Source organism: Bradyrhizobium cosmicum (genome assembly GCF_032290525.1).
Taxonomy (GTDB): Bacteria; Pseudomonadota; Alphaproteobacteria; order Rhizobiales; family Xanthobacteraceae; genus Bradyrhizobium; species Bradyrhizobium cosmicum_A.
The window spans coordinates 89,333-113,377 of record NZ_JASXTA010000011.1 but is presented as its reverse complement, the minus strand read 5'-3'; the positions used below and the strand labels follow the sequence as shown (position 1 = coordinate 113,377).

Below are 24,045 nucleotides of genomic sequence, written 5' to 3'. Positions count from 1 at the left end.
ATGAATTCGCTCAGTTCCCTTCGCGTCATCGTCGATGCCTGGACCGGCACCGTCGCCGGCGCAATCGTCGCCGGGCTGGAGCGCTTGGTCGCGCCGCGCGTGGTGCAGCTGGTCGAGAACGAGACCGGCACGTTCGCGCTGGTGGCGGCGAAGCCGGAAAACATTCCGAAGGAGATCGCGTTCGAGGACGGCAAGTTCGCCAGTCCCAATCTCGCGCAGATCGTCCGCGGCAGCCGCGTCGAGATCGTGCTGCGGCCGTCGCGCTTCCTGTTCCGTCCGCTGGAGCTGCCCGCCCGCGCGGCGGATTTCCTCGACGGCATCGTGCGGGCGCAGATCGACCGGCTGACGCCATGGAGCGCGAGCGAGGCCGTGTTCGGTTGCAGCCGGCCCTCGGCGCAAGGCCGCGAAAGCATCACCACCGAGATCGCAGCGGCACCGCGCCGGCTGGCGATGGGCTATGTCGAGGCGCTGTCGGGCTTTCATCCCTCCGCGATCGCGATCGCGACGGATGCGCCCGGCGGCGGGCACATCAAGGTGTTCGAGCAGAGATCGCGCGGCGCGATCGATCCTGCGCGGCTCAGCCGGACGCTGCAAGCGGTGCTGGCCCTCGTCGCGGTCGCCGCGGTGATCGCGTCGGTTGCCGCCGGCTATCTCGCCGACAGCCTCGGCGTGCAGGAGCGCGAGCTCGACCGGCGGATCACCCAGCGCCGTGCCGCGCTTCGCGGCAGCGACGGCGGCGAGCGATCGCCGCTCGCGCTGCTCGAGCGCCGCAAATACGAGACGCCTGCGAGCGTGATTGTGCTGGAATCTCTCAGCCGGATATTGCCCGACCACACCTATGTCACCGAGCTGCATCTGGCCGGCAACAAGATTCAGATCGGCGGCATCACGCGCGATGCGCCCTCGCTGATCCCCCTGATCGAGCAGTCCCAGCACTTCACCCGCGCGACGTTCTACGCGCCGACCACGCGAAGCTCGCCCGATCCCGGCGAGCGCTTCCACATCGAGGCGCAGATCGAACCGAGGAACGCGCCATGAGCAGCACCACGACCAGCGCGGCGATCACAAGCGGGAATGCCGTTTCGCGGGCGCTGGCCGGCTCGCCGTTGATCGCGGTCACGCTCTATGTCGCGGTGACGGGCGGGCTCTTGCTGATGGCGGGCCTGTCGATCGCCGATGTCGTCAGCCATCGCCAGGCGCTGGCGCAGACCTCCGATCTGCTCGACCAGCTGCGCGGCCGCAAGGGCGGCGCCAGGAATTCAGCCGCGATGTCTGCCGAACATCCGGGCACGCCGTTCCTGGAGGGACCGACGGTGACGGTCGCGGGCGCCAATCTGTTGCAGCGGGTTGCGGCCGCCGTCGGCAATGTCGGCGGCTCGGTGCAGTCCTCGCAGGTCGATGTCTCCGGCGCGCAAGTGAAGGACGGCTTCGTCGGCCTCGTCGTGAGCTGCGAGCTGGAGCAGCCCGCGCTGCAGAAGGTGCTCTACGATCTCGAAGCCGGCATGCCGTTCCTGTTCGTCGATCAGCTCGACGTCCAGGTGCCGCAGACCACCGCGCTGAACGAGGCCGGCACCGGCCGCGTCAGGGTGATCCTGGGCGTCTCCGGCCAGTGGCAGCCGGGGAAGTAGGGCGGAACGCGTTCCATTCCGCGCTTTCGAGGTTGATGGCGGCGGGCGTTGGAATTAACCTGCTGAAGCATTTTCGTGCGGCTCGCGCCGGCGGGGGGTCGCAAGGAGTTTCGATGGCCAAGCGTGGCGGACTCATCGGGTTTGCTGTGCTTGCTACCGCGCTGGGCGCTTGGAGCGTAGTGGCCGCCACGTCTTCACGTATTGATCTCCTATTCGACGGGCCGAGTCTAGAAGACACTATCGATGTCGGTACAACACGGCCCATTGCGGAGCCGACGAGCAAACCGCTGCGGCATGGCAATCCGCTCTGGGCGACGCCTCTGTCCGCATTGACTGCGACCGAGGAGCGTCCGATTTTTTCTGCCTCTCGCCGCCCGCCGCCCCAGGGTTTGACCGCCGCACCGGTCAAAGAAGTGGTCGCATCGCCATCACCGAAGGCGCCCGACGCACCGCCGCCGCTTGTGCTGGTCGGCGCCGTCGTCGGTGAAGACGACGCCATCGCTGTCCTCCTGGACAAAACCGATCAAAAGGTCATCCGCCTGCGTCGGGGAGAGTCGCGGGGCGGGTGGCTGTTGAGCGCGGTGCAACCGCGCCAGGTAACGTTCAAGCAGGGCGATCGGAACGAGGTGTTCTCATTGCGTCGAGAAGGTGGGTCCACAAGTCAACCTGTTCAATAGTTCTTACGCATTGCTGCTTTTGTGAATAAGAGACAATTTCGTGGATCTCGTCGGCCGACGGAAAACGCAGAACCGGATGTGCCGCGTCTACCGCGCGACCTTCGCGAAGCATAAGTAGGCCCGCCTCTTAATCTCAGCGCGGACGGAACGCAGGCGTCGGGCTCACAGCAGGGTGGATCGGGCGTCGATCAATCACCACGATATCAATTAGTTGGGTCGATACTCCTGACCTCGCGCAGGAGGCTCGTGTCAGCCTCATTCGCCGAAAGTCATAGTCCGGATCGTAGCCCACGACTTGAACTATCTGGCCTTCGTCAACAAAATGCGCTTCAACGACACTTTAAACGGCGAAACCGACGAAAAACACAGGGAAGATGCGCGTGGGACATGGAATGAAGGCCGCGGTCACGCTGGCGGCCGCACTTTGCGTGACGCCGGCCTTTGCCGGCTGGGAACCGACCAAACCCGTCGAGATCGTGGTGGCGGCCGGTGCCGGCGGCGCCTCCGACCAGATGGCGCGGATGATGCAGGCCGCGATCCAGAAGAACAATCTGATGAAGCAGCCGATCGTGGTCTCGCTCAAGGGCGGAGCCTCGGGCGCGGAAGCGCTGATGTACATGAAGTCCAGCGAGGGCGATCCGAACAAGGTGCTGATCGCCTATTCGCTGATCTACATGCTGCCGCTGTCCGCGAAGATCCCGTTCAACTGGCGCGAGTTGACCCCGGTTTCGGTCGTTGCGCTCGACCAGTTCGTGCTGTGGGACAACAGCGCCGGCCCCAAGACGGTGAAGGAGTTCGTCGCGGCCGCGAAGGCGGCGAGCGCGCCGTTCAAGATGGGCGGGACCGGCTCCAAGCGCGAGGATCACGTGCTGACCGTCTTCCTCGAACAGAAAACCGGCGCCAAATTCTCCTATCTGCCCTATAAGTCCGGCGGCGAGGCCGCGACCCAGTTGGTCGGCAACCACACCGAATCCAACGTCAACAACCCGTCTGAAAACCTCGAAGTCTGGCGCGCCGGCCAGGTGCGTCCGCTCTGCGTGTTCGACAAGGAGCGCATCTCCTACACCAGCAAGGTGACGGAGACGCAGTCCTGGGCCGACATTCCGACCTGCAAGGAGGAGGGCGTCGACGTCCAGTACCTGATGCTGCGCGCGATGTTCCTGCCCGGCAAGGTCACGCCGGAGCAGCAGGCGTTCTATGTCGATCTGTTTCACAAGGTGACGCAGACCGCCGAATACAAGGACTACATGGAAAAACAGGCATTGAAGCCGATCTTCCTCACCGGCAAGGACATGGTACAATTCCTCGAGGAGGACGATGCCATCAACAAGGCGCTGATGACGGAAGCCGGTTTCGTCGCGAAGTAATCCCATCCTCCGCGTCATGCTCCGCGAAGGCGGGGCATCCAGTATTGCTCAGAGCTCGAAGATGGCTCTGCACGGCCTACTGGATCATCCGCTCCTGTGCGCAATTGCGCACTAGGCGGATGATGACAGCGCAACTCGACTTGGCGGCCCATGTCCCAAACCGATCTTGAAATCGTCGTTGACGATCCGACCGCGCCTGAAGACGACTCGCCCTCCGTCGTCTCATCCGGCACGATCGAGATGGTCGTCTGCCTTCTGCTGCTCGCGCTGGCCGTCACGCTCGGCTACGACAATTGGCGCACCGGCGCCGCCTGGGATTCGACCGGGCCCGAGCCCGGTTATTTCCCGTTCTATCTCTCCGTCATCCTCGGTGGCGGCAGCCTCTACGGCCTGGTCGTGGCGCTTCTTGCGCGCCGCGCCGCACGCGAGACCTTCGTCACGCGCGCGCAGGCCCGCCGCGTGATGGCGGTGTTCGTGCCGACGCTGCTGTTCTGCCTGATGATGCAGTTCCTCGGCCTCTATGTCGCGAGCTTCCTGCTGATCTCATGCTTCATGCGCCTCGTCGGCAAGATCGCGCTGTGGAAGTCGCTGGTCACGGCCTTCCTGTTCACGGCGATCATGTTCGTCACCTTCGACATCGCGTTCGACGTCATTATGCCGAAAGGGCCGCTCGAAGCGGCCTTCGGCCACTAGGCAGGCCTGCGATGGAAGCTCTCGGTCTCCTGCTTCACGGCTTCGCCGTCCTGCTGACGTGGAAGACGCTCGTATTGATGATGGTCGGACTGGTGCTCGGCATCTTCGTCGGCGTGCTGCCGGGGCTTGGCGGCCCTAACGGCGTGGCGATCCTGCTGCCGCTGACCTTCACGATGGATCCGACCTCGGCCATCGTAATGCTGTCCTGCATCTACTGGGGCGCGCTGTTTGGCGGCGCCATCACCTCGATCCTGTTCAACATTCCTGGCGAAGCCTGGTCGGTCGCGACCACCTTCGACGGCTATCCGATGGCGCAGCAGGGCAGGGCGGCAGAGGCGCTGACCGCGGCGTTCACGTCGTCCTTCATCGGCTCGCTGGTCGCGGTGCTCCTCATCACCTTCCTCGCGCCGATGATCTCGTCCTTTGCGCTGAAGTTCGGCCCGCCGGAGTTCTTCGCGGTTTATCTCCTCACCTTCTGCTCCTTCGTCGGCCTCGGGCGCGAGGCCAAGCACAAGACCGTCATCTCGATGTCGCTCGGGCTTCTGCTCGCGGGCGTCGGCATGGATACCGTGTCGGGTCAGTTGCGCATGACGTTCGGGTCGGCCGAGCTTCTGCGCGGCATCAACTTCCTCGTCGCCGTCATCGGCCTGTTCGGCATCAGCGAGATCCTGTTGACGATGGAGGAGCGGCTGGCGCTACGCGGACACGCGGCGAGCATTTCGCTCCGCGTCGTGCTCGGCGTCTGGAAGGACCTGCCGAAATACTGGGTGACGCTGCTGCGCTCCTCCTTCATCGGCTGCTGGCTCGGCATCACGCCGGGCGGCGCGATCGCGGCCTCCTTCATGGGCTACAATCTGGCAAAGCGCTTTTCCAAGGATCCCGAGAGTTTCGGCAAGGGCCGCATCGAGGGCGTGTTCGCGCCGGAGACGGCGGCGCATGCCTCCGGCACCGCGGCGCTGCTGCCGATGCTGGCGCTCGGCATTCCCGGCTCCGGCACCGCGGCGATCCTTCTCGGCGGGCTGATGGTGTGGGGCCTCAATCCGGGCCCGCTGCTGTTTGTCGAGCACAAGGACTTCGTCTGGGGCCTGATCGCCTCGATGTATCTCGGCAATGTCGTCGGCCTCGTGCTGGTGCTGACGACTGTGCCGATCTTCGCCTCGATCCTGCGCGTGCCGTTCGCCGCGGTGGCCCCGATGATCGTGGTGTCCTGCGCGATCGGCGCCTATGCGATCCAGAACGCGATGTTCGACATCTGGCTGATGCTCGGCTTCGGAATCGTCGGCTACGTCTTCAAGAAGATCGGCATCCCCCTGGCCCCGTTCACGCTGGCGCTCGTGCTCGGCAACCGCGCCGAGGATGCCTTCCGCCTGTCGATGATCGGCTCCGGCGGCAATCTTGGGGTGTTCTGGTCGAACGGTCTGGTCGGCTCGATCACGACCTTGGCAATCGTGCTGCTGTTCTGGCCCGTGATCGACGGTCTGCTTGCCCGTGTCGGATTGACGCAGGGGTCTAAGGCGACATCGCGGTAAGTCAGAATCGTTTTCAAATTCAACAGGATAGGCTCTGATGTCGTTGTAGTCCGGAATGCCGCACGCCCAGATTGCTTCTGGTTGTTGCTGGTGCGGCACAGCTCTTGGGCGGCCCTCGGCGTATATTTTCATCACAAGATCGTGCACGGGGGAATGTCCATGAAGCGGATCGTGATTGGAATGGCAGCGGCAATGTCGCTGTTTGCGACGGGCGCGCTGGCTGCTGATCTGGCAGCAAAGCCCTATGTCAAGGCGCCAGTCATGGTCGATCCGGTCTGGAGCTGGACCGGCTTCTACGTCGGCGCCAATGGCGGCTATAGCTGGGGCCGTTCGCGCTCCGACGTCACCTACAACAACACGGCAACTGGCGCCGTGATCGCACCGCCGGCTGGCTCGATCACCAACGCCTCTTTCGACATGAACGGCGGCGTCGCCGGCGGTCAGGCGGGCTACAATTGGCAGAGCGCCAACTGGGTGTTCGGCATCGAGGGCGACCTGCAGTGGTCTGGTGAAAAGGGCAGCGCAGGCTTCAATTGCGCCCCCTCCGGATTTGCAGGCGGAGCCTGTCTTCCGGGCCTGACCTTCCTCCCCGCCGGCGCCGCTGCCGGCACCTCGCTGACGATCGACCAGCATCTTCAGTGGTTCGGTACGGTTCGTGGCCGCGTCGGCATCCTGGCAACCCCGAAAGTGCTGTTCTACGGCACCGGTGGTGTGGCTTTCGGCGAGATCAAGACCACGGGAACGATGACCGGCTTCACCCCCGCTGGTGTCGCGGTCGCTTCGACCGGGTCGAACTCGGATACGCGCGTCGGCTGGACCGTCGGTGCCGGCGTCGAGGGCAAGATCACCCAGAACTGGAGCGCCAAGCTCGAATATCTCTACATGGATCTTGGCCGCTTCTCGTCCGGTCCGTTCACGCTCGCGCCGGCGTCGGCGATCGCTGCCAACGTCTCGTCGCGCTTCACCGACCATATCCTGCGCGCCGGCATCAACTACCAGTTCGGCGGCCCGGTGGTCGCCCGGTACTAAGCAAGCACCGAGATCGACAGAGGCGTCCAACAAGAAACAAAGCCCGGCTCGCGCCGGGCCTTGTCGTTTGCGGCGGACATCGTCCTGGGCCCGGAGGGCCTCAAACCACCTTCGCCGCTCTGAGCTCCGCGATCTCGTCCGTTGCGAAGCCGAATTCCTTCAGCACCTCATCGGTCTGCTCGCCGAATTCCGGCGGCCGCGCCACCATCCTGCTCGGCGTGCGCGACAGCGTCACGGGTTGCCCGACCAGGCGGATGTGGCGATCCTCCTCGTTGGGCACGTCCTGCGCGATGCCGAGATGCTTGACCTGCGCGTCCTCGAACATCTGGTCGATGGCGTAGATCGGCCCGCAGGGCACGCCGGCCTCATTGAGCTCGCGGACCCAGGTCTCGGTCGACTTCGCAACCGTGCGCTTCTCGATCTCGGCGTTGAGCGCGTCGCGGTTCTTGGAACGGGCAGGGGCCGTCGCGTAGTCGGGATGGCTGTAAAGCTCGGGCGCGCCGATCGCCTGCGCGCAGCGCTCCCAGATCCGTCCGCCGGTCGTGGCGATGTTAATGTAGCCGTCCGAGGTCCTGAACACGCCGGTCGGGATGCTGGTCGGATGATTGTTGCCGGCCTGCTTGGCGACTTCCTTCTCCATCAGCCAGCGCGCGGCCTGGAAGTCGAGCATGAAGATCTGGGCCTGGAGCAGCGAGGTCTGCACCCACTGGCCCTTGCCCGAGACCTCGCGCTCGAGCAGCGCGGTGAGGATGCCCATGGCGCAGAACAGGCCGGCGGTGAGGTCGGCGACGGGAATGCCGACCCGCATCGGGCCTTCGCCCGGCGCGCCGGTGATCGACATCAGCCCGCCCATGCCCTGTGCAATCTGATCGAAGCCCGGCCGCTTGTGATAGGGGCCGTCCTGGCCGAAGCCGGAGATGCTGCCATAGACGATCCGCGGGTTGATCGCGGCGAGGCTCTCGTAGTCGATGCCGAGCTTCTTCTTCACGTCGGGCCGGAAATTCTCGACCACGACGTCGGCCTTGGCGGCGAGGCGCTTGAACACGGCAAGGCCGCGTTCGTCCTTCAGGTTCAGCGTCATCGCCCGCTTGTTGCGGTGCAAATTCTGGAAGTCGGATCCTCGCCGCGGTCCGCCCGGCTGCTCGCCGCCGGAATCCTCGGTCAGCGCGTCGATCTTGATCACGTTGGCACCCCAGTCCGCCAGCTGGCGCACGCAGGTCGGCCCGGAGCGGACACGGGTCAGATCGAGCACGGTGAAGCGCGACAGGGCTTCCGAGGCATGCGGAAAGGGCATCGTCAAAGGCTCCGGGACAGATTGCGGAGCCACCATAGTGCCGAAACATCATGCGGCAAGCGCCTGCCGGAGCAGCCAGCTATGCACCGCGGTCGAAAAAATGGCGGCGCGAGACTGTGAGAGCTTGCAGGTGGAGTCGCGTGCGTCCACTGCTGCGCCAGCAATCCAGCGATGCCGCTTAGCGCGACAGACGCTTGAGATCGTCACGCGCCTTCGCGGCGAGCGGGTCATCACCATGGCGCGCGATGAAAAGCTCGTAGGCTTCCACCGTGTCCTTGCGGCGGGCGCCTTCGTACTCCTCTGCCACGGCGACGGAAGGATCACGGGCGGGTGGAACCGTCGGCAAGAGCGTCTCGCTGGCGCGTTCGGCCGCTTTGGCTTTCGAATCCATAACGGGCGGTCCTCCAGAGCTGGCGAGGGCGAACACCGCGGAGAGAGTCCAGGCTGACAGTCGAAGTATCTTCATGGTTTCCGTCACAGCCCGGGAATATGCGATGCCGTGTCACAGGTCGCGCAGCTGCGCCGATGGCGCTCCCCCAGCCCGACTGTATGAAAGCGCACCTTTGCGCAAAAGCGTCATCGATTCAATAGTCGCGAATGCGGACCGCCGCTCCGCCCGCTGGCGCACCCGCAATTGCTGCCGGCCCGTCCAATTCCGGCGGCAGGCTGACCTTGCCGACCACGACGGACACGTCGTTCGCCCCTTCGTGCCGCGCTCGACGCCGAAGAACGGCGAGTCGGACGGGCTCTGATGCTCGCCGTCGCGCTGGTGGACAAGACCTGGCGCAGCTTGTACGGCCGAAGCTACCGCGAACCGTCGCTTGGTGGCTCGACAGGGAGCAATTCCTTGTTGTGATAGTATTGCGCTACGCACCCGGTATTGCTCGTAATATCCGCACTGATCAGGGTTGATGGTTTCCAGCGATGCTTCGGCACGTCGACCACTTGATCGGGGCGAGACGCGAGCAGCCGATCGCGCGCAGCGGCTTCCTGCCAGAAAGGCTTGAACGTAGCCATTTCACGGTGGATGCGCGAGCCTGTCGTGCTAAAATAGAGCGAGACGGCGATGATTGCCGTCAGCAGCAGGGGCCAAACCTGTTTGTCGAGTGAGATGGGCGCGCCTCCGAGGGCAAGCTTCCGGCGAAGCTGCGGCCGATAGACACTGGCGAGAAGCGAAGCGCATAGCGTCAAACTAAAGACGATCAAGATCAACGCCTGGTTCTGTGCGCGATCGACGAGGCGCGCGCCGGTGATTAGCTGATGCAGGAAATACTCAAAACAGCAGGCTCCAAGAAGGAGCGCGACGATCCCCGCAGCCAGCCATTTCTCACGGCTGGGGTTCTGATTTTGTGGCCCGGATATCGCAGTGGAAATGGTCACCACAACCACGAGCCACGCGATCAGTGACGGAGACAGCAAGAGTATTCTCAAGTCCGTCAGAAAGAACATAAAGCTTTCCGTGATCGCGAATCCAACATCCCAGCTGCCCCCGACGGTGGCGATCCGCTGAGCGTTGCCTGGAGCTGCAGCAACGATCAGCCATCCAACCACAGCGGCCGCTGCGATCACCACATGGTCTCCCATCTGCAATTTCTGACCGAAGACATGGCGGGCGAGCAGGGAAGCCGCAACGATTGCCACGAGCCAGACGGCAGTGAACTCGTTACAGGTCGCGGCCAAAAAGCCGCCGACGGCTGCCCACGCCGTCGCTTGAATCGAAAACTGCCGCTCGCGATCAATTGCGTAAACGCATTCTCCCAATATCAGGATGGTGACCAGGCCCGGAGGCACGTAGCAGGCGACTCCGGGCAGCCAATAGAGAAGATCGTGCGCGCTTGGCGTTGCTCCGGCAATTGCAGCAGGAAATCCGAGCATCAGCACGAGCAATGGCAGGCCACGGACGTTCGGCCACATCCGAACCATGGCGAAAGCCGATCCGGCGACGAACAGGATCGCAAAGGCGATGAGCGTGGCAGCGTATGCCGGCAGAATACTGCTGCCCGTGGTCTTTGCGATTGCGGCCGGAATCTGAATGATCAGAAGGGGGACCATGCGCCCCGACAGGCCAGTGTAGAACGCGAGGACCGTCTGCGCGGCGCCATAGCGGACATTCTGGTAGGCTAAGCAGAAATCATCATGTTCCGGCGCACCGTAGAGGGCTAATAGAATCAGGACAGTCAGAAAAACGAGGGGGCCCAAACATGCGAGGAGCCATGTCGACTTAGCAAAGGATTGCTCCGTTGAAAGCTCCGCGTTCTCCGCAAATTTAATCGACATGCACCCAAACCTTACGCCGCCGACAGCCAATGTAGGTCGTTGTCGTGCACGAATGGCTTTCCATGCGTAGTCCAGATCAGCACAAGCGGTACGGACAACTCTCCTCCGAAGGGGTTCGAGCCAAAGATGGCTTAGACGAGGATCGCGTGCCAGTTCCGAAAGGCGAATAATTCTGTGCTAAGAGGGAACAAGAGGCGGCGTGGCAGCTACTGAATTTATTAGAAAATCCAAGCGCAACCGCGGGTTCCCTGATACGCCGTGTGACTACGAAATTCTACCTCGCCTGCGCAAAGCAGGGCAGGATTGGCAATTTTAAACCAAACCTATACCTTTCTCGCTAGAATCCTGCACCCGCGCCTCGAATCGTGCGGAAGCTTTGCTCTGGAGAGTCCATTGGCCACCGCAGTTTCCGTCACTGCCACCAACAACGCGGATATCGACGGCCTGCTGTCGGGCGTCAAATGGTCCGGCACGATCAGTTACAGCTTTCCCGACTCGCCCAGCGACTACGTCAATCCCTATAGCGGCGGCAGCAGCGAGCCGACCACTTCGGGCTTTGCCTCGGCGCCGACCCAGATGCAGACGGCGATCACCTATGCCGTCGCACTGATCAACGGCTACACCAACGCCAACATCCAGTACAACGGGACCGGCAGCGCCGACGTCATGATCGCGCAGTCGCCGTCGGCAAGCCCGACCTCCTACGCCTACTATCCCGGCAACTATGCGGCTGGCGGCGACGTCTGGTTCGGGACCAAGTACAACTATTCGCTGGCGCAGCTCGGTAATTACTATTTCACGACCGCGCTGCACGAGCTCGGTCATGCCTTTGGCCTCAAGCACAGCCAGGAGACCGGCGGCGTCGCCAACGTCGCGGTGCCGAGCGCGCATGACGACAGCGAATACACCGTGATGAGCTATCGCAGCTATGTCGGCGCTTCGACGTCGACCGGCTACACCAATGAGGCCTACGGATATCCGCAGACCTACATGGCCAACGATATTCTTGCGCTACAAACGATGTACGGTGCGAACTACACGACCCAGAGCGGCAACACGGTCTATACCTGGAGCCAGACGACGGGGCAGGAGTTCATCAACGGCGTCGGGCAACTCGCGCCCGGTGGCGGGGCCGGCGGCTCCGCCAACCGCATCTACGAGACGGTCTGGGATGGCGGCGGCATCGACACCTACGATCTGTCGAACTACACCACGAGCCTAAGCATCAATCTCAATCCCGGTGCGTCGTCGCTGTTCTCGTCGGTGCAACTGGCCAATCTCGGCAACGGTCACTACGCATCAGGCAACGTCTACAACGCCTATCTCTACAGCAACGACGCGCGCTCCTACATCGACAACGCCATCGGTGGGTCCGGCAACGACGCGATCGCTGGCAATGTCATCGCAAACACGCTGAATGGCGGCTCCGGCGGCGATACGTTAACCGGTGGCGGCGGCAACGATTCTATCATCGGCGGCGCCGGCACCGATACGGCGGTGTATTCGGGCAACCGGGCCAACTACACCGTTGCGTACAATTCGGCGACGCAAACCTTCACCATTGACGATCTGCGGTCCGGTTCACCTGATGGCGCCGATACCGTCACGACCGTCGAATATTTTCAGTTTGCCGACGGCGCGCTCTCGAGCAATGCCGTCGCCAATCCCCCTGTATCGATCGAGGCGATCGGCACCACGAGCCTGTTTCAGAGTGGCAGCAACTTCTACATGTCCCCGGTTGGCGGAGGGACGCATATAGATTTGAAATATGGTGGCTCGCTGGTCACGGTAGGTGAGTTCGGAGCCTGGGCTCCGGGGGGCGCCGAACAGACCGCGAGCGGATTTGACATTGCGTGGAAGGCGCCGGGCTCTAGTCAGTTCATCATCTGGCACACCGACGCCAACGGAAATTATCTGACCAACTCCGGCGTGGTGTCAGGCAGCAGCGCTGTGCTCGAACAAGCAGAGACCAGCTTGCATCAGGATCTGAACGGAGATGGGACGATTGGCGTGCCGGTCACGACCATTGAAGCGTCCGGTGGGATCAGCCTTGTCGAGAACGGCGGCAGTAACTTCTACATGAACCCGGTTGCGGGTGGGACGGGACCCGAGCTGAAATACGGTGGATCACCGGTGGCGGCGGGACAGTTCGGGGTGTGGACGCCGATCGGCGCCGAGCAGACCGCGAATGGATATCAGATTGCGTGGAAAGCGCCTGGCGCAAGTCAGTTCATTATCTGGCACACCGACAGCAGCGGCAACTATCAAAACGACACGGGAGTGGTGTCAGGTACCAGTGGCACGCTGGAGCAGGCGGAGAGCAGCTTTCATCAGGATCTTAACGGGAATGGGACAATCGGTCCCGTCGCAGTCACTGCGCCGGCCATCGAAAGCTTCGGCACTACGAGCCTAGTCCAGAGCGGCGCGAATTTTTACATGAACCCTGTTGGCGGCGGTTCTGGGCCAGAGCTGACCTACGGCGGTTCGCCGGTCGTGGCCGGCCAGTTCGGTGTTTGGACGCCGGTCGGCGCAGAACAGACCGCCAGCGGATTTGACATTGCGTGGAAGGCGCCTGGCTCAAGCCAGTTCATCATCTGGCACACTGATAGCAATGGCAATTATCGCAACGACACTGGCGTGCTCTCGGGCGCCAGCACGGCGCTGAAGCAAGCCGAGAGCACCCTTCATCAGGATCTCAACGGGGACGGGACGATCGGCGTTCCTGCCTCGGCGCCGTTGGCCGCGGTTCCGGCCGCGGACAGTTTCGCTTTCGCGACGAATTCTGCCAACACTGCAAGCTTCCAATTCGACCCCCCAGACGCGATGCCTGGACCAAGTCCAGGGGGGGCTATTGCATTGTTGCCCGCCGAGCAGCCGCACGATGCGATCGTAACCGTGGCTTTGGTCCAGTATCTGGCCGCTCTGCATCTCGATCATCCACTGCTCGTCTGACAATCGGCATGGGGTTATCTGCTGCGCGCCAGATCGCGTAGTCCCACACTGTCGTTGCCGAAGGCATTGTCGAGCGGGCAAACGAGCGGGCTGTCGTTTAGCCGGGCATTGCGGCGGCGCTATGTTGATTCCTGCATGTTGATTTCGACTTGAGGCACTACGCCACCATAGAATGTCTTTCGGCGCCAGCGATCAATCCGCTCTTGAACCACGATCTCGAAAATCGCGGCGACGCCTGCCGAAACGAATAGCACGAGGATGAACATCCAAACGATTGCCGGTCGTGAAACCGCGTCGTAGGTGAACCATCCCAGCGAGATCAGCACTTCGATCATCAGAACGTGCACCAAATATACTCCGTAGGAAATATCACCGAGAAAATTCGAGGTCGGTTGGTTGGAGTGCGCGAAGGCTGTTGGCATCGTGATGGCGATTGCCATGATCATCCCGAAGTTCGGTAAAATACCGTTGAGTTCGAATGCTGCAAAATGGCTGACGCAGAGATAGACCGAGGTCAGCAAAAGCAAGGGAAGCGCGGCTGATCTCGACCAAGTTAATCCATCGCGGAGCCTGAATAACATTATCCCCAGGATAAAATAGCCGACCTGCGAATAGAACGGAAAATAGGCGCTCCTCCAGTCCCCAGAGATCGTAAAGTATGTTTTGCCGGCGAATGATAGACAGGCGAGGGCAATCAGCTGCCAATTGCGGTATTTCAGAAAAAGCGGGGTGAGCAGGTAGAAGACCAGTTCTGCGCTGATCGACCATGATTGGCGAACCGGAAGCAGGAGATTGGTGCGTTCGTCGATCGCGATCAGATCCTGGCCCAGCAAGGTGATATTGGCCAGCCAGGGAGCGTCGGCTGTGCTAAACGCATTGAAGATTGAAGTCTTGTTCGTGGCCAGACCGCTGAGCCAAACCAGCCAGGTCAGGGCCAGAACGGTCAGGTAGAACGGGATCAACCGAAGGTAACGGCTCAACCAGAAGAGCAGGGCCGAAAATCGCCCCTGATATCTTGGATAGGCGGCGGCCATGTAAAAGCCGCTCACGAAAAAGAAGGCCTCGACCGCGGCCAAGCCGCCGATCGTCTGATGCACCCGGTGGAATTGGCAGTGGTAACCGACGACGAGAGCTGCCAGTAAGAAGCGTAACCATCCCATCCCGCCGCCATGTCATATTCCAGCCAGATCGTCAAATTGGGGGCTTGATTGCTGCGGACCCAGCTGGCCGGGGCTCAAGGACTATCGATCGTCAGGATTCGAACGACATATGCCTATTCGGGGATATTTTGCCGCATCGGTCTCGCGGCTCCGTTTTGTTGCAGCAGCGGTGTTGCTCGCTTTTTCAGCCGTTCTGGCGTCAAGCCTGATCCTGAAGATGGACAGGGGCTTCGACTTTACCGACGAGGCGTTCTATTTGATGCTGGCCCAGAGGCCAACGGAATATGACCTTGTCCTGGGACTTTTCAGTTACGCCATTCATCCCTTGTATCTGCTCGTCGGCGAATCCGTGTCAGCGTTCAACCGCCTTGGTGCTGTCATTCTTGCCGGCTTGGGAGTTTCATTGGGCTGGGCTGTCTTGACGAGATTGAAGCTCTCCTGGCGAGATCCAGATGCGATCCTGATCGTCGGTACGGCCTTGTTGGCTCCGTTCTTCTACTACACGTACTGGCTTCCCACGCCGTCTTACAATTGGCTCGTCCTGGTCGCTGGTTGGATTCTGGCCTTCGGGTTGGTGCTCCTGCAGTCGCTCCCTGCTTTTTCCGCATTCGTCGCGGCTCTTGCGATCGCGATCGCGCTATTTACCAGGCCTCTCAACGTTATGGCTTACAGCGCGATCTATCTTCTGGGCGTCCTGTGCGCGTTCTCCGACAATCGGGCCAGAATAGCGCAACTCGGTCGCACGATCTTATTCGGCGCCGGCTTGCTCCTCGTCCTGGTGGCGAGTCTTCCTCTCGAAACGATAGTCAGCCAGATCAATGGCTATTTCGCCGTTTTCGGCGGATCCCATCCGAACCCCTTTTCGATGCGCGATCAGCAGATCGAATTCCTTCGCGAAGGGTGGATATGGTGGGCGAGCGGAGGATTGCTGCTGGTATGCATGTTCGCCCGCTACTCCGGGCGAACCTTCATCGGAAGGGGAGAAGAGCTGATTGCCTTCTTCGCAATTGTCCTGCTCGGATTGTCACTCCTGCGGCGATCGTTTGACCCGGCTAACTGTCATGTTTTTTCTTTGCTTGGTGGAGGCGGATTCGCGATGCTTTCAATCGCGTGTCGACGGGACGTCAGCCTCAAATGGATTGCGCTCCTAGCCCTGATCGGGCTCATTCCTTGGGCTGCGACGTTGGGAAGCGCCGGGAGGGTGTGCTTTCAGGTCGCGCTGTTCCCGGGCTTGTCATTAATGGTGCTGGTCATCGCCACGGCGCTGGTGCTTCCGCGTTCGTTCGGGTTGACGCTGGCTTGTTTCGTCGGCGTTTACCTTGTGTACAGTGCAACGGCTGCGGGTTTGACATCTCCTTATCGATTGGCAACCCCAATCATGCAGCAAACAGTTCCAACTGCGGTCGGCCCAGACTCCACGCTGAAGCTTGATGAGCGTACCCGACAGTTCATTCAAACGCTGCAGAGCGACGTCGCGAGCCGCGGTTTTTGCCGTGACGACCTCGCCATCGACCTCAGCGGCGAAGTGCCGGGTGCGGTCTTTGCGATTGGCGGCCGCATGCCCGTCTTCCCCTGGATTTTTGCCGGCTATCCGTCGTCGCATCGTCTAGCAGGCGAATATCTGAAGATGGTTGGCCCCGAACGTCTTCGGCGCGCGTGGTTGATTCTGGGGACGGGCGTCCACTCCCTAAAGAAGGACGAGTGGGAAGGCTTGGGACTCGACTTCGCACCCCGCTCGCTCGTCGATAGCCTCGCCCATCCCGTCGACGGCAGCGTTGTGAAACTATACGCACCGATCGTTGAGAGAGGGCCGTGTTGAGGCCGCAGTACAATCTCAATGCTTGATTAGTGGGCCGACTATCGTGGAAACGAGCGCCTTGGCGTAAAGCGTGGATCCCGCCTCCGTGAGGTGTGAATGGTCAAAATAGAGCGGGATGCCGTCGCCCGAGAGGAGAGGGCACCCCTTCTCCGAGCAAAACGTTTTGAACGGAGATAGAAGGAATACTCCCGAGGAAGCTCCGAATGTTGCGGCCAGGAGTGCGTCTGTAGCTTTCATCGTTTCGATGTTGGTGTCGATCTCGGTTGCCAGCGGCGGCTTTCCAGCTTGGAGCAGGGCGGCGGCGATATTAGGGCCGCGGCTATTGAAAGCGGGGCTTTCACCAACGATTGCCACTGTAATTCCGGCCTGCTCGAGTTGGTCTACCGTGGCCTTTAGCTTTGCGGTAACTTCGCTGTTCATGCGCCATGCGGCGGATAGCACAACCAAGCGAGGCCTAAAACGGAGCAGGAAAGACAAAACTTCCTTGTTCACATCCTTGCACTTCGGTCGTTGTTCAACGTCCAGATCGACGATCGGGGGGCACCCTGATGATGCCAACATGCCAACTGGAATCGCTGCCTTTTGCATCTCTGCTCGCAGCCCGAAGTAAAGGTGGGCAGCGTGGCTGTCGCCCCATAGCATCGCGCCCGTGCTGATCGATGCGGGGACGCACTTTTCGACTTGACGGTCGCTGAACGTTTGTTCCGCATCGAGAAAGCATTCCCGAGCGAGAAAGCGCGTTCGCGGATTGTAAGAGTTGAAACTCAATATGTAGTTGATGGTTGGATCTGCCGAAGCGGGCGCGTGCAGCTTTGCCAGATTCCATGCAGGCAGGAGCCCGACAAGCAACATAGCTGCAGCCGCTTTTGGCAGGCAGTATTGTTTGGTGAGAGTCCCGTACCTCAGTGGTGTTTCGATGAGCCAAAAGCTGATGGCTGCCAGGACGACCGATGCCGAGGCAGCAGCAATTGCGAACACGAGATGCGACAAATTTGGCTGAAGCAACTTGCCAAAGACGATTACGGGCCAGTGAGTGAGGTAGAGCGAATAGGAGAGCTTTCCGACATAAGCCAACGGCTGCCAGGCGAGCAAACGGGATATCTGAGTTGTATTCGACTGACCCGACCACACGATCATCGTTGCGCCAACGCAGGGCAAGATGGCCGCTACGCCCGGAAAGGGGATGTCGTTTGTGAACGTGACCAGCGAAAACAGCAGGCAGGCGGCTCCCAGAATTGCGGAGAGTTCGCACGCCAGGCGATTGTATGAACGGGGAAAAAGGGGGTGGGCAATCAGAGCGCCGAGCAATATCTCGAAGGCTCGACTAATCGGAAGGTAGAAGGCCGCGTCAGGATGCGACGAAAGCAAGGCTTGCGATACAAGAAGGGAAATCAGGCACATCATGAGGAGCGCCGCAAACATCAGTCGCGGCGAATATCGTCGCAAGAGGACTATAGTCGGCGGGAACAGCAGATAAAACTGCTCTTCAAAGCCTAGAGACCAAAGGTGAAGCAGGGGAATGGTATCGGCGGCTGGTGCAAAATATCCGCTCGCCCCATAGAAGTATAGGTTGGCTGCAAACAAGATCGATGCGATAGCCGATTTCGAGAAATCGCCCATCTCGAATGCGTAAAGGTAGCGGTCGGCTACGAACCAGCTGATAGCGATTGTCGCAAGAAGTGCCGGCAGAATGCGCCTGGCACGGCGCTCATAAAAACGAGTGAGTGAGAAGCTTCCTCTGGCGACCTCGGAATATACAATCCGACCGATGAGGTATCCGGAAATAACGAAGAACACGTCAACGCCGGTGAAGCCTCCCGAGAGTCCAATTTTGAGGTGGAATGCTATGACGGCTAGGACTGATATCGCACGCAGACCGTCAATATCCGGGCGAAATTGTGCTTCGTGTTTGTGTATGGGCAAGATCGTCTCGTGATGCTCAGTTCGCAACAGGGGAGGGAAACCGTATTTTTTAGAGGCTGGAATTTCCGCGGAGCGAGCCAGAGAGAGATTCCGATGTTCCGTGTTGATGCTCATATTCGAACGATGACGAAGCTGATCCACAAAGAACGCGCGGGAAGAATGCCATCAGCGACACTCTGGAATATTTAGGGCGCAGGGCGCCCGGTAATGGTCGTGATGTTCAACACCTTGCAAACGGGATCTGCAGATTCGCGCTCGTCGACGTGAACGACGATGCAGCCTCGTGCGGCGAGCGATGCCCGCATTTCCGGCGGCAGGGGAGTCCCGCCCAGCTTGATCGACAACTTGCTGTAATATAGCGCATTCGAGGATTGCTCATTCGGGTCGAAGTACACGACCATGTCAGGCATTTTTCGCTTCAGGAAGAGGATGAGAGAAAGCTTTGGCTCCCATTCCAGAGCAGGACCCGTCGCGATCAGCACCGGATCCTTGTTCTCCTTGCGGGCTTCATAAACCAGCCGCGCCGCTTCGCTGATGGTCGTGTTCGCATCCGTGTTGAACTGAAGCCACCAGTCCCGGGCCTTCAACGTGTAAGGTGAGAAGAGGCCTCGATTGACCATAAGCACGGCGAAAACACAGGCGATCGCGGCGGCTCCCGAGAGTAGCGCGACCCTGCGATCGCCGTGCTTTGCAAGCCTGCCGAACACAAAGGCTGCGACAATGGCTTGCATCAAAGCCAGCGGGTATCCGTATCGCATGCCGATGGCGTCGTTCTGCCCGCCATATGTCATCGAGAAGCTGATGTAGTAGAGCGTCAATCTGAGGACTTCGACCGAAAGCGCCGCGAGCATGAGTGCTGCAAGTTCGCCCCGGCTCATCTTCAGCCAGCCACGGCGACGAGCGATCGCAGCGGCCGCCAGGACGGGAATCGGGAGAAGGGCGAGCCAAGCGAGCGCATCCCTGCTGTGATGATGCCGGTAGGACCACAATGGACCCCACGGCGCTACGAGTCCCGTGCCTGCCGTGGCCGTGATACGCAACATGATCGCGAACACGATCGCGCCTGTGGCAATCAGGACGACGCCGGCCGAGACCATTCGCCTGGTGCCGCTCAGGAAGCCGCAAACCAGCAGCAGCCCACCGACCGCGATCAACAGAGGTGAATCGGCTTCTTTCGTCGCTCCGAACAGCAGGGCTGTCGGTATCGCAAGCCAGAGCGCGGACGCTCTTCCGGTTTCGATCCATCGCCAAAGCAGCCAGATCAGGAATGTTCCAACCAGGATACATTCGATCTCCACCGGGCCAAGCCGGGGAAAGATATCGGCCCACGATTTGTGGCCGAGATAGAGTGCGGCAAAGACCAGCGCGCTTGGAATGCCGAAAGTCCGAAGGACGAGAGAAAACAGCACCGTCGTGCTGCCCAGGTACAGCAGGAAATTGGCGATGTACCACAGGCGAATGTTGCTTCCCAACAGATAGGTCTTGATCGACTTCAGGGGATAGAAAGCAGGACGAAATCGCGTGGCCGATCCGGTGTTCGCCAGTTCCTGGTATTCGTCGGTATTCTTGAGATCAGTCCAGATCTCGTGCAGCGTGGCGGTCGACTTGTCGCCCAGCGGATAGAGGATGTCGTGATCGTCGATGAGCGCCGGCGTCGCGCGATCGATAAAGGTTCCGAACTGCAGAATGAACAGGCCGGCAAGGACAGTCGCAAAAAGGAGTATTAGCGTCCGATGGGGCTGTTTGTGCATGACTCGGTCTATGGCTGGCGATCAGGGGCAGCTTGCGGGCAGGACCATAGCGATGTTGGCCGCCACATGTCGACACCATCACGCAAGTGCGTCGGAGATCGCCGGCGAGGTAGCCCGTGGGACCTTCTGATCGCCCGCGCTCCCAATTGACGGCCTAGATCGCCTGCAGTAACCAGTGCTCAAGCGGAAGTATTGTCCCGGATTCAGCAGGGTTTCTATGAAAGTCGTCATTCTCGCTGGAGGTCTGGGCACCCGGATCGCCGAAGAGACCAGCACGCGGCCGAAGCCGATGGTCGAGATCGGCGGCCGGCCCATCCTGTGGCACATCATGAAGATCTACAGCCATTACGGCTTCAATGACTTCGTGATCTGCCTCGGCTACCGCGGCTACATGATCAAGGAGTATTTCGCGAACTACTTCCTGCACATGTCCGACGTCACCTTCCATCTCGCCGAAAACCGGATGGAGGTTCATCGCGAGACCGCCGAGCCGTGGCGGGTCACGCTGGTCGACACCGGCGAGGACACCCAGACCGGCGGACGGCTGAAGCGGGTGCTGCCTTACGTCGCGGACGAGCCCTTCTTTGCGTTGACCTATGGCGACGGCGTCGCCGACATCGACCTCGCGGCCGAGATCGCCTTTCACAAGGCGCATGGGCGAAGGGCAACCGTCTCGGTGGTGCGGCCGGCAAAACGGTTTGGCGCGGTGGCGATCGAGGGAGACCGCGTGGTCAATTTCGAGGAGAAGCCGAACGACGACGGCGGCTGGATCAATGGCGGCTTCTTCCTGCTGTCGCCGTCGGTCGGCGAGCTGATCGCAGGCGACGGGACGATCTGGGAGCGCGAGCCGATGGAGCAACTCGTGCGCGGCGACGATCTGCGCGCCTATGTGCATCCCGGCTTCTGGCATCCGATGGACTCGCTGCGGGATCGCAATTTCCTCGAGGGTGAGTGGGCCGGCAACCGCGCCAAATGGAGAGTCTGGTGACGGATCCCGCATTCTGGCGCGGCAAGAAGGTCTTTTTGACCGGCCACACGGGTTTCAAGGGAGCATGGGCCTCGCTGCTGCTGCGCCGGCTCGGGGCCAGCGTCTACGGCTATGCGCTGGCGCCGACGCATCAATCTTCGCTGTTCGTGGCGGCGCGGATCGCCGACGACATCAGGCATCGCATCGCCGACATCCGCGATCTCTCTTCCCTGCGCGCCGCGATGACGGAGGCGGAGCCGGACATCGTCATCCACATGGCCGCGCAGGCGCTGGTGCGCCCGTCCTATGAGGAGCCGGTCGAAACCTTCGCGACCAACGTGATGGGTACGGTGCACGTGCTCGAAGCGGCCCGGCAGCTGGCTTGCGTGCAGGTGATCCTGAACGTCACCAGCGACAAGTCCTACGAGAACAACGGCGCGGGCGCCGCCTTCCGCGAGGGCGACCGTCTCGGCGGCGATGATCCCTACAGCAACAGCAAGGCCTGCGCCGAACTCGTGACGCACTCCTATCGCCACAGCTTCTTCAAAGCGCCGGGCTCGGCTCGCGTCGCGACGGCGCGTGCCGGCAACGTCTTCGGCGGCGGCGACTGGGCGCGCGACCGCCTGATACCCGATGCGATGCAGGCGTTCCTGGGCGGCGAGGCGCTGCGCATCCGCAATCCCAATTCGGTGCGGCCTTGGCAGCACGCGCTGGATCCGGTGCTCGGCTATCTCCGACTGGTCGAGCGGCTGGCGGACGACGAACGCTTCATCGGCGGCTGGAATTTCGGGCCCGATGCCGCAAGCGAGGTGCCGGTCGGGACCGTGGTCGAACATCTGATTGCGCTGTGGGGCGATGGCGCGCGCTGGACCGCCGATGCCGGCCCGCATCCTCACGAAGCCGCCTATCTCAGGCTCGACTGCGCCAAGGCGCGTAGCGAGCTCGGGTGGACGCCGCAGCTCGATCTGGCGCAGGGCCTCCGCCTGACCATCGACTGGTACAAGGCGCTGCGCGAGGGCAAGGACCTGCGCACATTCTCGCTCGATCAGCTCGATCAGGTCGTCGGCACCGCGCGGGGCGCGTGATCAGCGCAGCTCCAGGATCTCGGCGATGCGGGCCTGCGGGGACACTGCGTGCTTCAGATACGCACCCGAGCAGACCGCCAGATAGGATTTGAGCAGGACGACGAGGACGAGGATCGCGCGCTCGCTCTCGGGCGCAAGACCGGTTCGGCCGAAGGCTGCCGTTTGCAGGAACGGCCAGTTCTCCATGAAGGTCAGCCAGTAGAGATAGTCGTAGCCGGCGATGCCGAGAAACGCGTCCTCCCAGTCGATGACGCGCGGTACTGTGCCCTCGAGCATGATGTTCTTCGGCCCGAAATCGCCGTGGCAGAGCGCTTGGCTCAAATCCGCGAAACGATCTGCGAGCAGTCCGATCAGGCGGCTCACCTCGTCTGCACTCGCCTGATCCAGCAGGCCGCGGTCCGAAAGCGTTTTGAGCGCCCGTGCGGCAGAGGCGAGATAGTGGTGGAGCGCGGGGAGATCACCCGGCCGCCAGTCGCCGAGCCGTTCGCTGCATTCGCGCGCCATCGCGGCGGCGTCCGCGGGCTGCATCGGGCCTGACAGCGGTGTGAGCGCTGGCATCAGCAGGCACAGCCGCCTCGTTCCGTCCGCAAGCGGGAGCTCGAAACGATCGAGCACGATCGCCTTGTCGTAGAGCCGGACGAGGATGTCGGCTTCCCTGGCGAGGCTGGCGCGGGCGGCCGGATCAGGAAGGTGGGTCTTGAGAAAGCGCCTATCGCCCGCAATCTCGGCGTCGAAGCAGACGCCGAGCGTGCCGCCCAGCGCCGGCGTCACGACGGCGTTGCGGCCGGATGATTGCAGCTGCCGCAGCAGCGCGGTCAGGATGCGCGCGCGATCAGCGGCGATGTCGGGGCGGTCGTCGGTTTCGAAGAACTCGATCTTACCCAGCACGATAGAGCGGGCTCAGATAGTCGATCCGGTCATAGCCGAAATGACGGGCGAGCGCCGCAGTGCCCTGCGCGATCTGCTTGCGCTCGTCGTCGGAGAGCTCCTGGATGACGGCCTGGTTGTAGTCCTTGGTGCTCTTGAGCACGGTTCCCCAGGGGGCGATCGAATCCTTGATCTCGACGCCGTTCCAGCTCGGATAGAGCATGCTCTCGGCAAACGGCACGCCGATGAAGGCGGCGGCTTCCGTCATGAACTTGCGCTTGTCCTCGACGAGGTCCTCGTAGCGGAAGACGCGCACGTTCTCAGGATACATCTTGGCGAACATCTCGACCGTCGAGTGATAGATGTTCCAGGTGATCAGGTATTTCGTCAGCGGCTGCGGGAACGGGCGGCGCTTGGTGTCGCGATAGGCCGAGAACGGATTGCGCACGATGTGCAGGATGCGGGCGTTCGGGAAGTCGCGCACCATCCGGTCCGCGTCGATGCCGATAGCGGGTGAGTAGCCGACATGGACCATGCCGGGGCGCGGCTTGGTGTAATAGTTCTCCCAGGCCGCGAAGGTCGAACGGAAGAAGGCCTCGATGACCTTGCGGCGCGGGATCGGTGCCTCGCCGCACAGCCGGACGAATTCGGCAACGCGCTTGCTCTCGTCCAGCACGCAGTCGGCGTCGCGGAACTTGGAGCCGTTGCGCTTGCGCAGGAAGGTCTTCAGCTCCTCGTCGATCATCTGCTCGTAGAGCTCGACCGCCGTCAGCCCCTCCGGGAATTCGGGATAGCGATACTGAACGCGCTCGACCGAGGCGAGGAAGTCGTTGAAGTTGCGGTTTCCGAGCTGCGACTCGAAGGGGTAGACGAGCAGGTCGGGATGGCCGTCGAAGTGACGATGGGTGACGTTTCCGCCGTGCTCGAAGCCCGCGGAAACCATAGCCAGCCTGAAGTCGCTCATGCCTCTACCCCTGTGTCGTCAAACGTCAATTCTGGCCCCCCGTTTAGCTGCATGGGCCGGATA

General features: G+C 61.6%; 19 protein-coding genes. 11 read left to right on the top strand and 8 right to left on the bottom strand.

The annotated features are described in order from the left end of the window. The 7 genes from QSV46_RS20680 (at position 1) to QSV46_RS20650 (ending at position 6,923) form a co-directional block, all read left to right on the top strand. Complete coding sequence (locus tag QSV46_RS20680) at positions 1 to 1,038, top strand: PilN domain-containing protein (RefSeq protein WP_314955553.1); 1,038 nt, start codon at positions 1 to 3, stop codon at positions 1,036 to 1,038. Further along, positions 1,035 to 1,628 carry a type II secretion system protein GspM gene (gene gspM / locus QSV46_RS20675; RefSeq protein WP_314955550.1) on the top strand — a complete coding sequence of 198 codons (594 nt, stop codon included), beginning with the start codon at positions 1,035 to 1,037 and terminating at the stop codon, positions 1,626 to 1,628. Before QSV46_RS20680 ends, gspM begins: the two co-directional genes overlap by 4 nt. Positions 1,629 to 1,741: 113 nt before the next feature. Continuing rightward, a complete protein-coding gene (locus QSV46_RS20670) occupies positions 1,742 to 2,305 on the top strand; it encodes a hypothetical protein (protein WP_314955547.1) in 564 nt (187 codons plus the stop codon). 392 nt (positions 2,306 to 2,697) lie between these two features. Next, complete coding sequence (locus tag QSV46_RS20665) at positions 2,698 to 3,672, top strand: Bug family tripartite tricarboxylate transporter substrate binding protein (RefSeq protein ID WP_314955545.1); 975 nt, start codon at positions 2,698 to 2,700, stop codon at positions 3,670 to 3,672. Between the two features lie 150 nt (positions 3,673 to 3,822). After that, positions 3,823 to 4,365: a tripartite tricarboxylate transporter TctB family protein gene (locus tag QSV46_RS20660; RefSeq protein ID WP_314955543.1), complete on the top strand. Its 543-nt coding sequence runs from the start codon at positions 3,823 to 3,825 to the stop codon at positions 4,363 to 4,365. Between the two features lie 11 nt (positions 4,366 to 4,376). Beyond that, on the top strand, positions 4,377 to 5,894 hold the full coding sequence (locus QSV46_RS20655) for a tripartite tricarboxylate transporter permease (RefSeq protein ID WP_314955540.1): 1,518 nt from the start codon (positions 4,377 to 4,379) through the stop codon (positions 5,892 to 5,894). A gap of 159 nt (positions 5,895 to 6,053) precedes the next feature. Further along, positions 6,054 to 6,923, top strand: a complete 870-nt coding sequence (locus tag QSV46_RS20650) for a porin family protein (RefSeq protein WP_314955537.1) — start codon at positions 6,054 to 6,056, stop codon at positions 6,921 to 6,923. Positions 6,924 to 7,023: 100 nt separating this feature from the next. Here QSV46_RS20650 and QSV46_RS20645 read toward each other — a convergent pair whose 3' ends face one another. The 3 genes from QSV46_RS20645 to QSV46_RS20635 form a co-directional block, all read right to left on the bottom strand. Then, entirely contained in the window at positions 7,024 to 8,217 is a 1,194-nt protein-coding gene (locus tag QSV46_RS20645) for a CoA transferase (protein ID WP_314955535.1), read from the bottom strand. Positions 8,218 to 8,395: 178 nt separating this feature from the next. Next, entirely contained in the window at positions 8,396 to 8,608 is a 213-nt protein-coding gene (locus QSV46_RS20640) for a hypothetical protein (protein ID WP_314955532.1), read from the bottom strand. Between the two features lie 413 nt (positions 8,609 to 9,021). After that, complete coding sequence (locus tag QSV46_RS20635; RefSeq protein ID WP_314955529.1) at positions 9,022 to 10,494, bottom strand: DUF6056 family protein; 1,473 nt, start codon at positions 10,492 to 10,494, stop codon at positions 9,022 to 9,024. A 393-nt stretch (positions 10,495 to 10,887) separates the two neighbouring features. On the opposite strand from QSV46_RS20635, the gene QSV46_RS20630 reads away from it, so the two are divergent. After that, complete coding sequence (locus tag QSV46_RS20630; protein WP_314955526.1) at positions 10,888 to 13,446, top strand: M10 family metallopeptidase C-terminal domain-containing protein; 2,559 nt, start codon at positions 10,888 to 10,890, stop codon at positions 13,444 to 13,446. Positions 13,447 to 13,565: 119 nt separating this feature from the next. On the opposite strand, the gene QSV46_RS20625 is transcribed toward QSV46_RS20630, so the two are convergent. Next, positions 13,566 to 14,606 (bottom strand): acyltransferase, encoded by a 1,041-nt coding sequence (locus tag QSV46_RS20625; protein WP_314955523.1) that lies wholly within the window; start codon positions 14,604 to 14,606, stop codon positions 13,566 to 13,568. A gap of 109 nt (positions 14,607 to 14,715) precedes the next feature. On the opposite strand from QSV46_RS20625, the gene QSV46_RS20620 reads away from it, so the two are divergent. Then, a complete protein-coding gene (locus tag QSV46_RS20620; RefSeq protein ID WP_314955520.1) occupies positions 14,716 to 16,425 on the top strand; it encodes a hypothetical protein in 1,710 nt (569 codons plus the stop codon). Between the two features lie 15 nt (positions 16,426 to 16,440). Here QSV46_RS20620 and QSV46_RS20615 read toward each other — a convergent pair whose 3' ends face one another. Together QSV46_RS20615 and QSV46_RS20610 are read right to left on the bottom strand one after the other, a co-directional pair. Continuing rightward, complete coding sequence (locus tag QSV46_RS20615; RefSeq protein WP_314955518.1) at positions 16,441 to 18,348, bottom strand: acyltransferase family protein; 1,908 nt, start codon at positions 18,346 to 18,348, stop codon at positions 16,441 to 16,443. 185 nt (positions 18,349 to 18,533) lie between these two features. Continuing rightward, positions 18,534 to 20,099, bottom strand: coding sequence for a hypothetical protein (locus QSV46_RS20610; RefSeq protein WP_314955515.1), 1,566 nt, complete (start codon positions 20,097 to 20,099; stop codon positions 18,534 to 18,536). 217 nt (positions 20,100 to 20,316) lie between these two features. On the opposite strand from QSV46_RS20610, the gene rfbF reads away from it, so the two are divergent. After that, positions 20,317 to 21,087 (top strand): glucose-1-phosphate cytidylyltransferase, encoded by a 771-nt coding sequence (gene rfbF, locus QSV46_RS20605; RefSeq protein WP_314955512.1) that lies wholly within the window; start codon positions 20,317 to 20,319, stop codon positions 21,085 to 21,087. Then, positions 21,084 to 22,151, top strand: a complete 1,068-nt coding sequence (rfbG, locus tag QSV46_RS20600) for a CDP-glucose 4,6-dehydratase (protein WP_314955509.1) — start codon at positions 21,084 to 21,086, stop codon at positions 22,149 to 22,151. The genes rfbF and rfbG overlap by 4 nt, the downstream gene beginning before the upstream one ends. On the opposite strand, the gene QSV46_RS20595 is transcribed toward rfbG, so the two are convergent. Continuing rightward, on the bottom strand, positions 22,152 to 23,039 hold the full coding sequence (locus QSV46_RS20595) for a phosphotransferase family protein (RefSeq protein WP_314955507.1): 888 nt from the start codon (positions 23,037 to 23,039) through the stop codon (positions 22,152 to 22,154). It lies immediately after the preceding gene. Further along, positions 23,029 to 23,982, bottom strand: a complete 954-nt coding sequence (locus QSV46_RS20590; protein ID WP_314955504.1) for a sulfotransferase — start codon at positions 23,980 to 23,982, stop codon at positions 23,029 to 23,031. The genes QSV46_RS20595 and QSV46_RS20590 overlap by 11 nt, the downstream gene beginning before the upstream one ends. Between the last annotated feature and the right edge of the window lie 63 nt (positions 23,983 to 24,045).

Coding starts and splice junctions, on each gene's coding strand:
- rfbF (WP_314955512.1), top strand. CDS start 20,317: ATGAAAGTCGTCATTCTCGCTGGAGGTCTGGGCACCCGGATCGCCGAA.
- QSV46_RS20660 (WP_314955543.1), top strand. CDS start 3,823: ATGTCCCAAACCGATCTTGAAATCGTCGTTGACGATCCGACCGCGCCT.
- QSV46_RS20655 (WP_314955540.1), top strand. CDS start 4,377: ATGGAAGCTCTCGGTCTCCTGCTTCACGGCTTCGCCGTCCTGCTGACG.
- QSV46_RS20625 (WP_314955523.1), bottom strand. CDS start 14,606: ATGGGATGGTTACGCTTCTTACTGGCAGCTCTCGTCGTCGGTTACCAC.
- QSV46_RS20665 (WP_314955545.1), top strand. CDS start 2,698: ATGAAGGCCGCGGTCACGCTGGCGGCCGCACTTTGCGTGACGCCGGCC.
- QSV46_RS20680 (WP_314955553.1), top strand. CDS start 1: ATGAATTCGCTCAGTTCCCTTCGCGTCATCGTCGATGCCTGGACCGGC.
- QSV46_RS20620 (WP_314955520.1), top strand. CDS start 14,716: ATGCCTATTCGGGGATATTTTGCCGCATCGGTCTCGCGGCTCCGTTTT.
- QSV46_RS20650 (WP_314955537.1), top strand. CDS start 6,054: ATGAAGCGGATCGTGATTGGAATGGCAGCGGCAATGTCGCTGTTTGCG.
- QSV46_RS20590 (WP_314955504.1), bottom strand. CDS start 23,982: ATGAGCGACTTCAGGCTGGCTATGGTTTCCGCGGGCTTCGAGCACGGC.
- QSV46_RS20670 (WP_314955547.1), top strand. CDS start 1,742: ATGGCCAAGCGTGGCGGACTCATCGGGTTTGCTGTGCTTGCTACCGCG.
- gspM (WP_314955550.1), top strand. CDS start 1,035: ATGAGCAGCACCACGACCAGCGCGGCGATCACAAGCGGGAATGCCGTT.
- QSV46_RS20645 (WP_314955535.1), bottom strand. CDS start 8,217: ATGCCCTTTCCGCATGCCTCGGAAGCCCTGTCGCGCTTCACCGTGCTC.
- QSV46_RS20610 (WP_314955515.1), bottom strand. CDS start 20,099: ATGCACAAACAGCCCCATCGGACGCTAATACTCCTTTTTGCGACTGTC.
- QSV46_RS20635 (WP_314955529.1), bottom strand. CDS start 10,494: ATGTCGATTAAATTTGCGGAGAACGCGGAGCTTTCAACGGAGCAATCC.
- QSV46_RS20640 (WP_314955532.1), bottom strand. CDS start 8,608: ATGGATTCGAAAGCCAAAGCGGCCGAACGCGCCAGCGAGACGCTCTTG.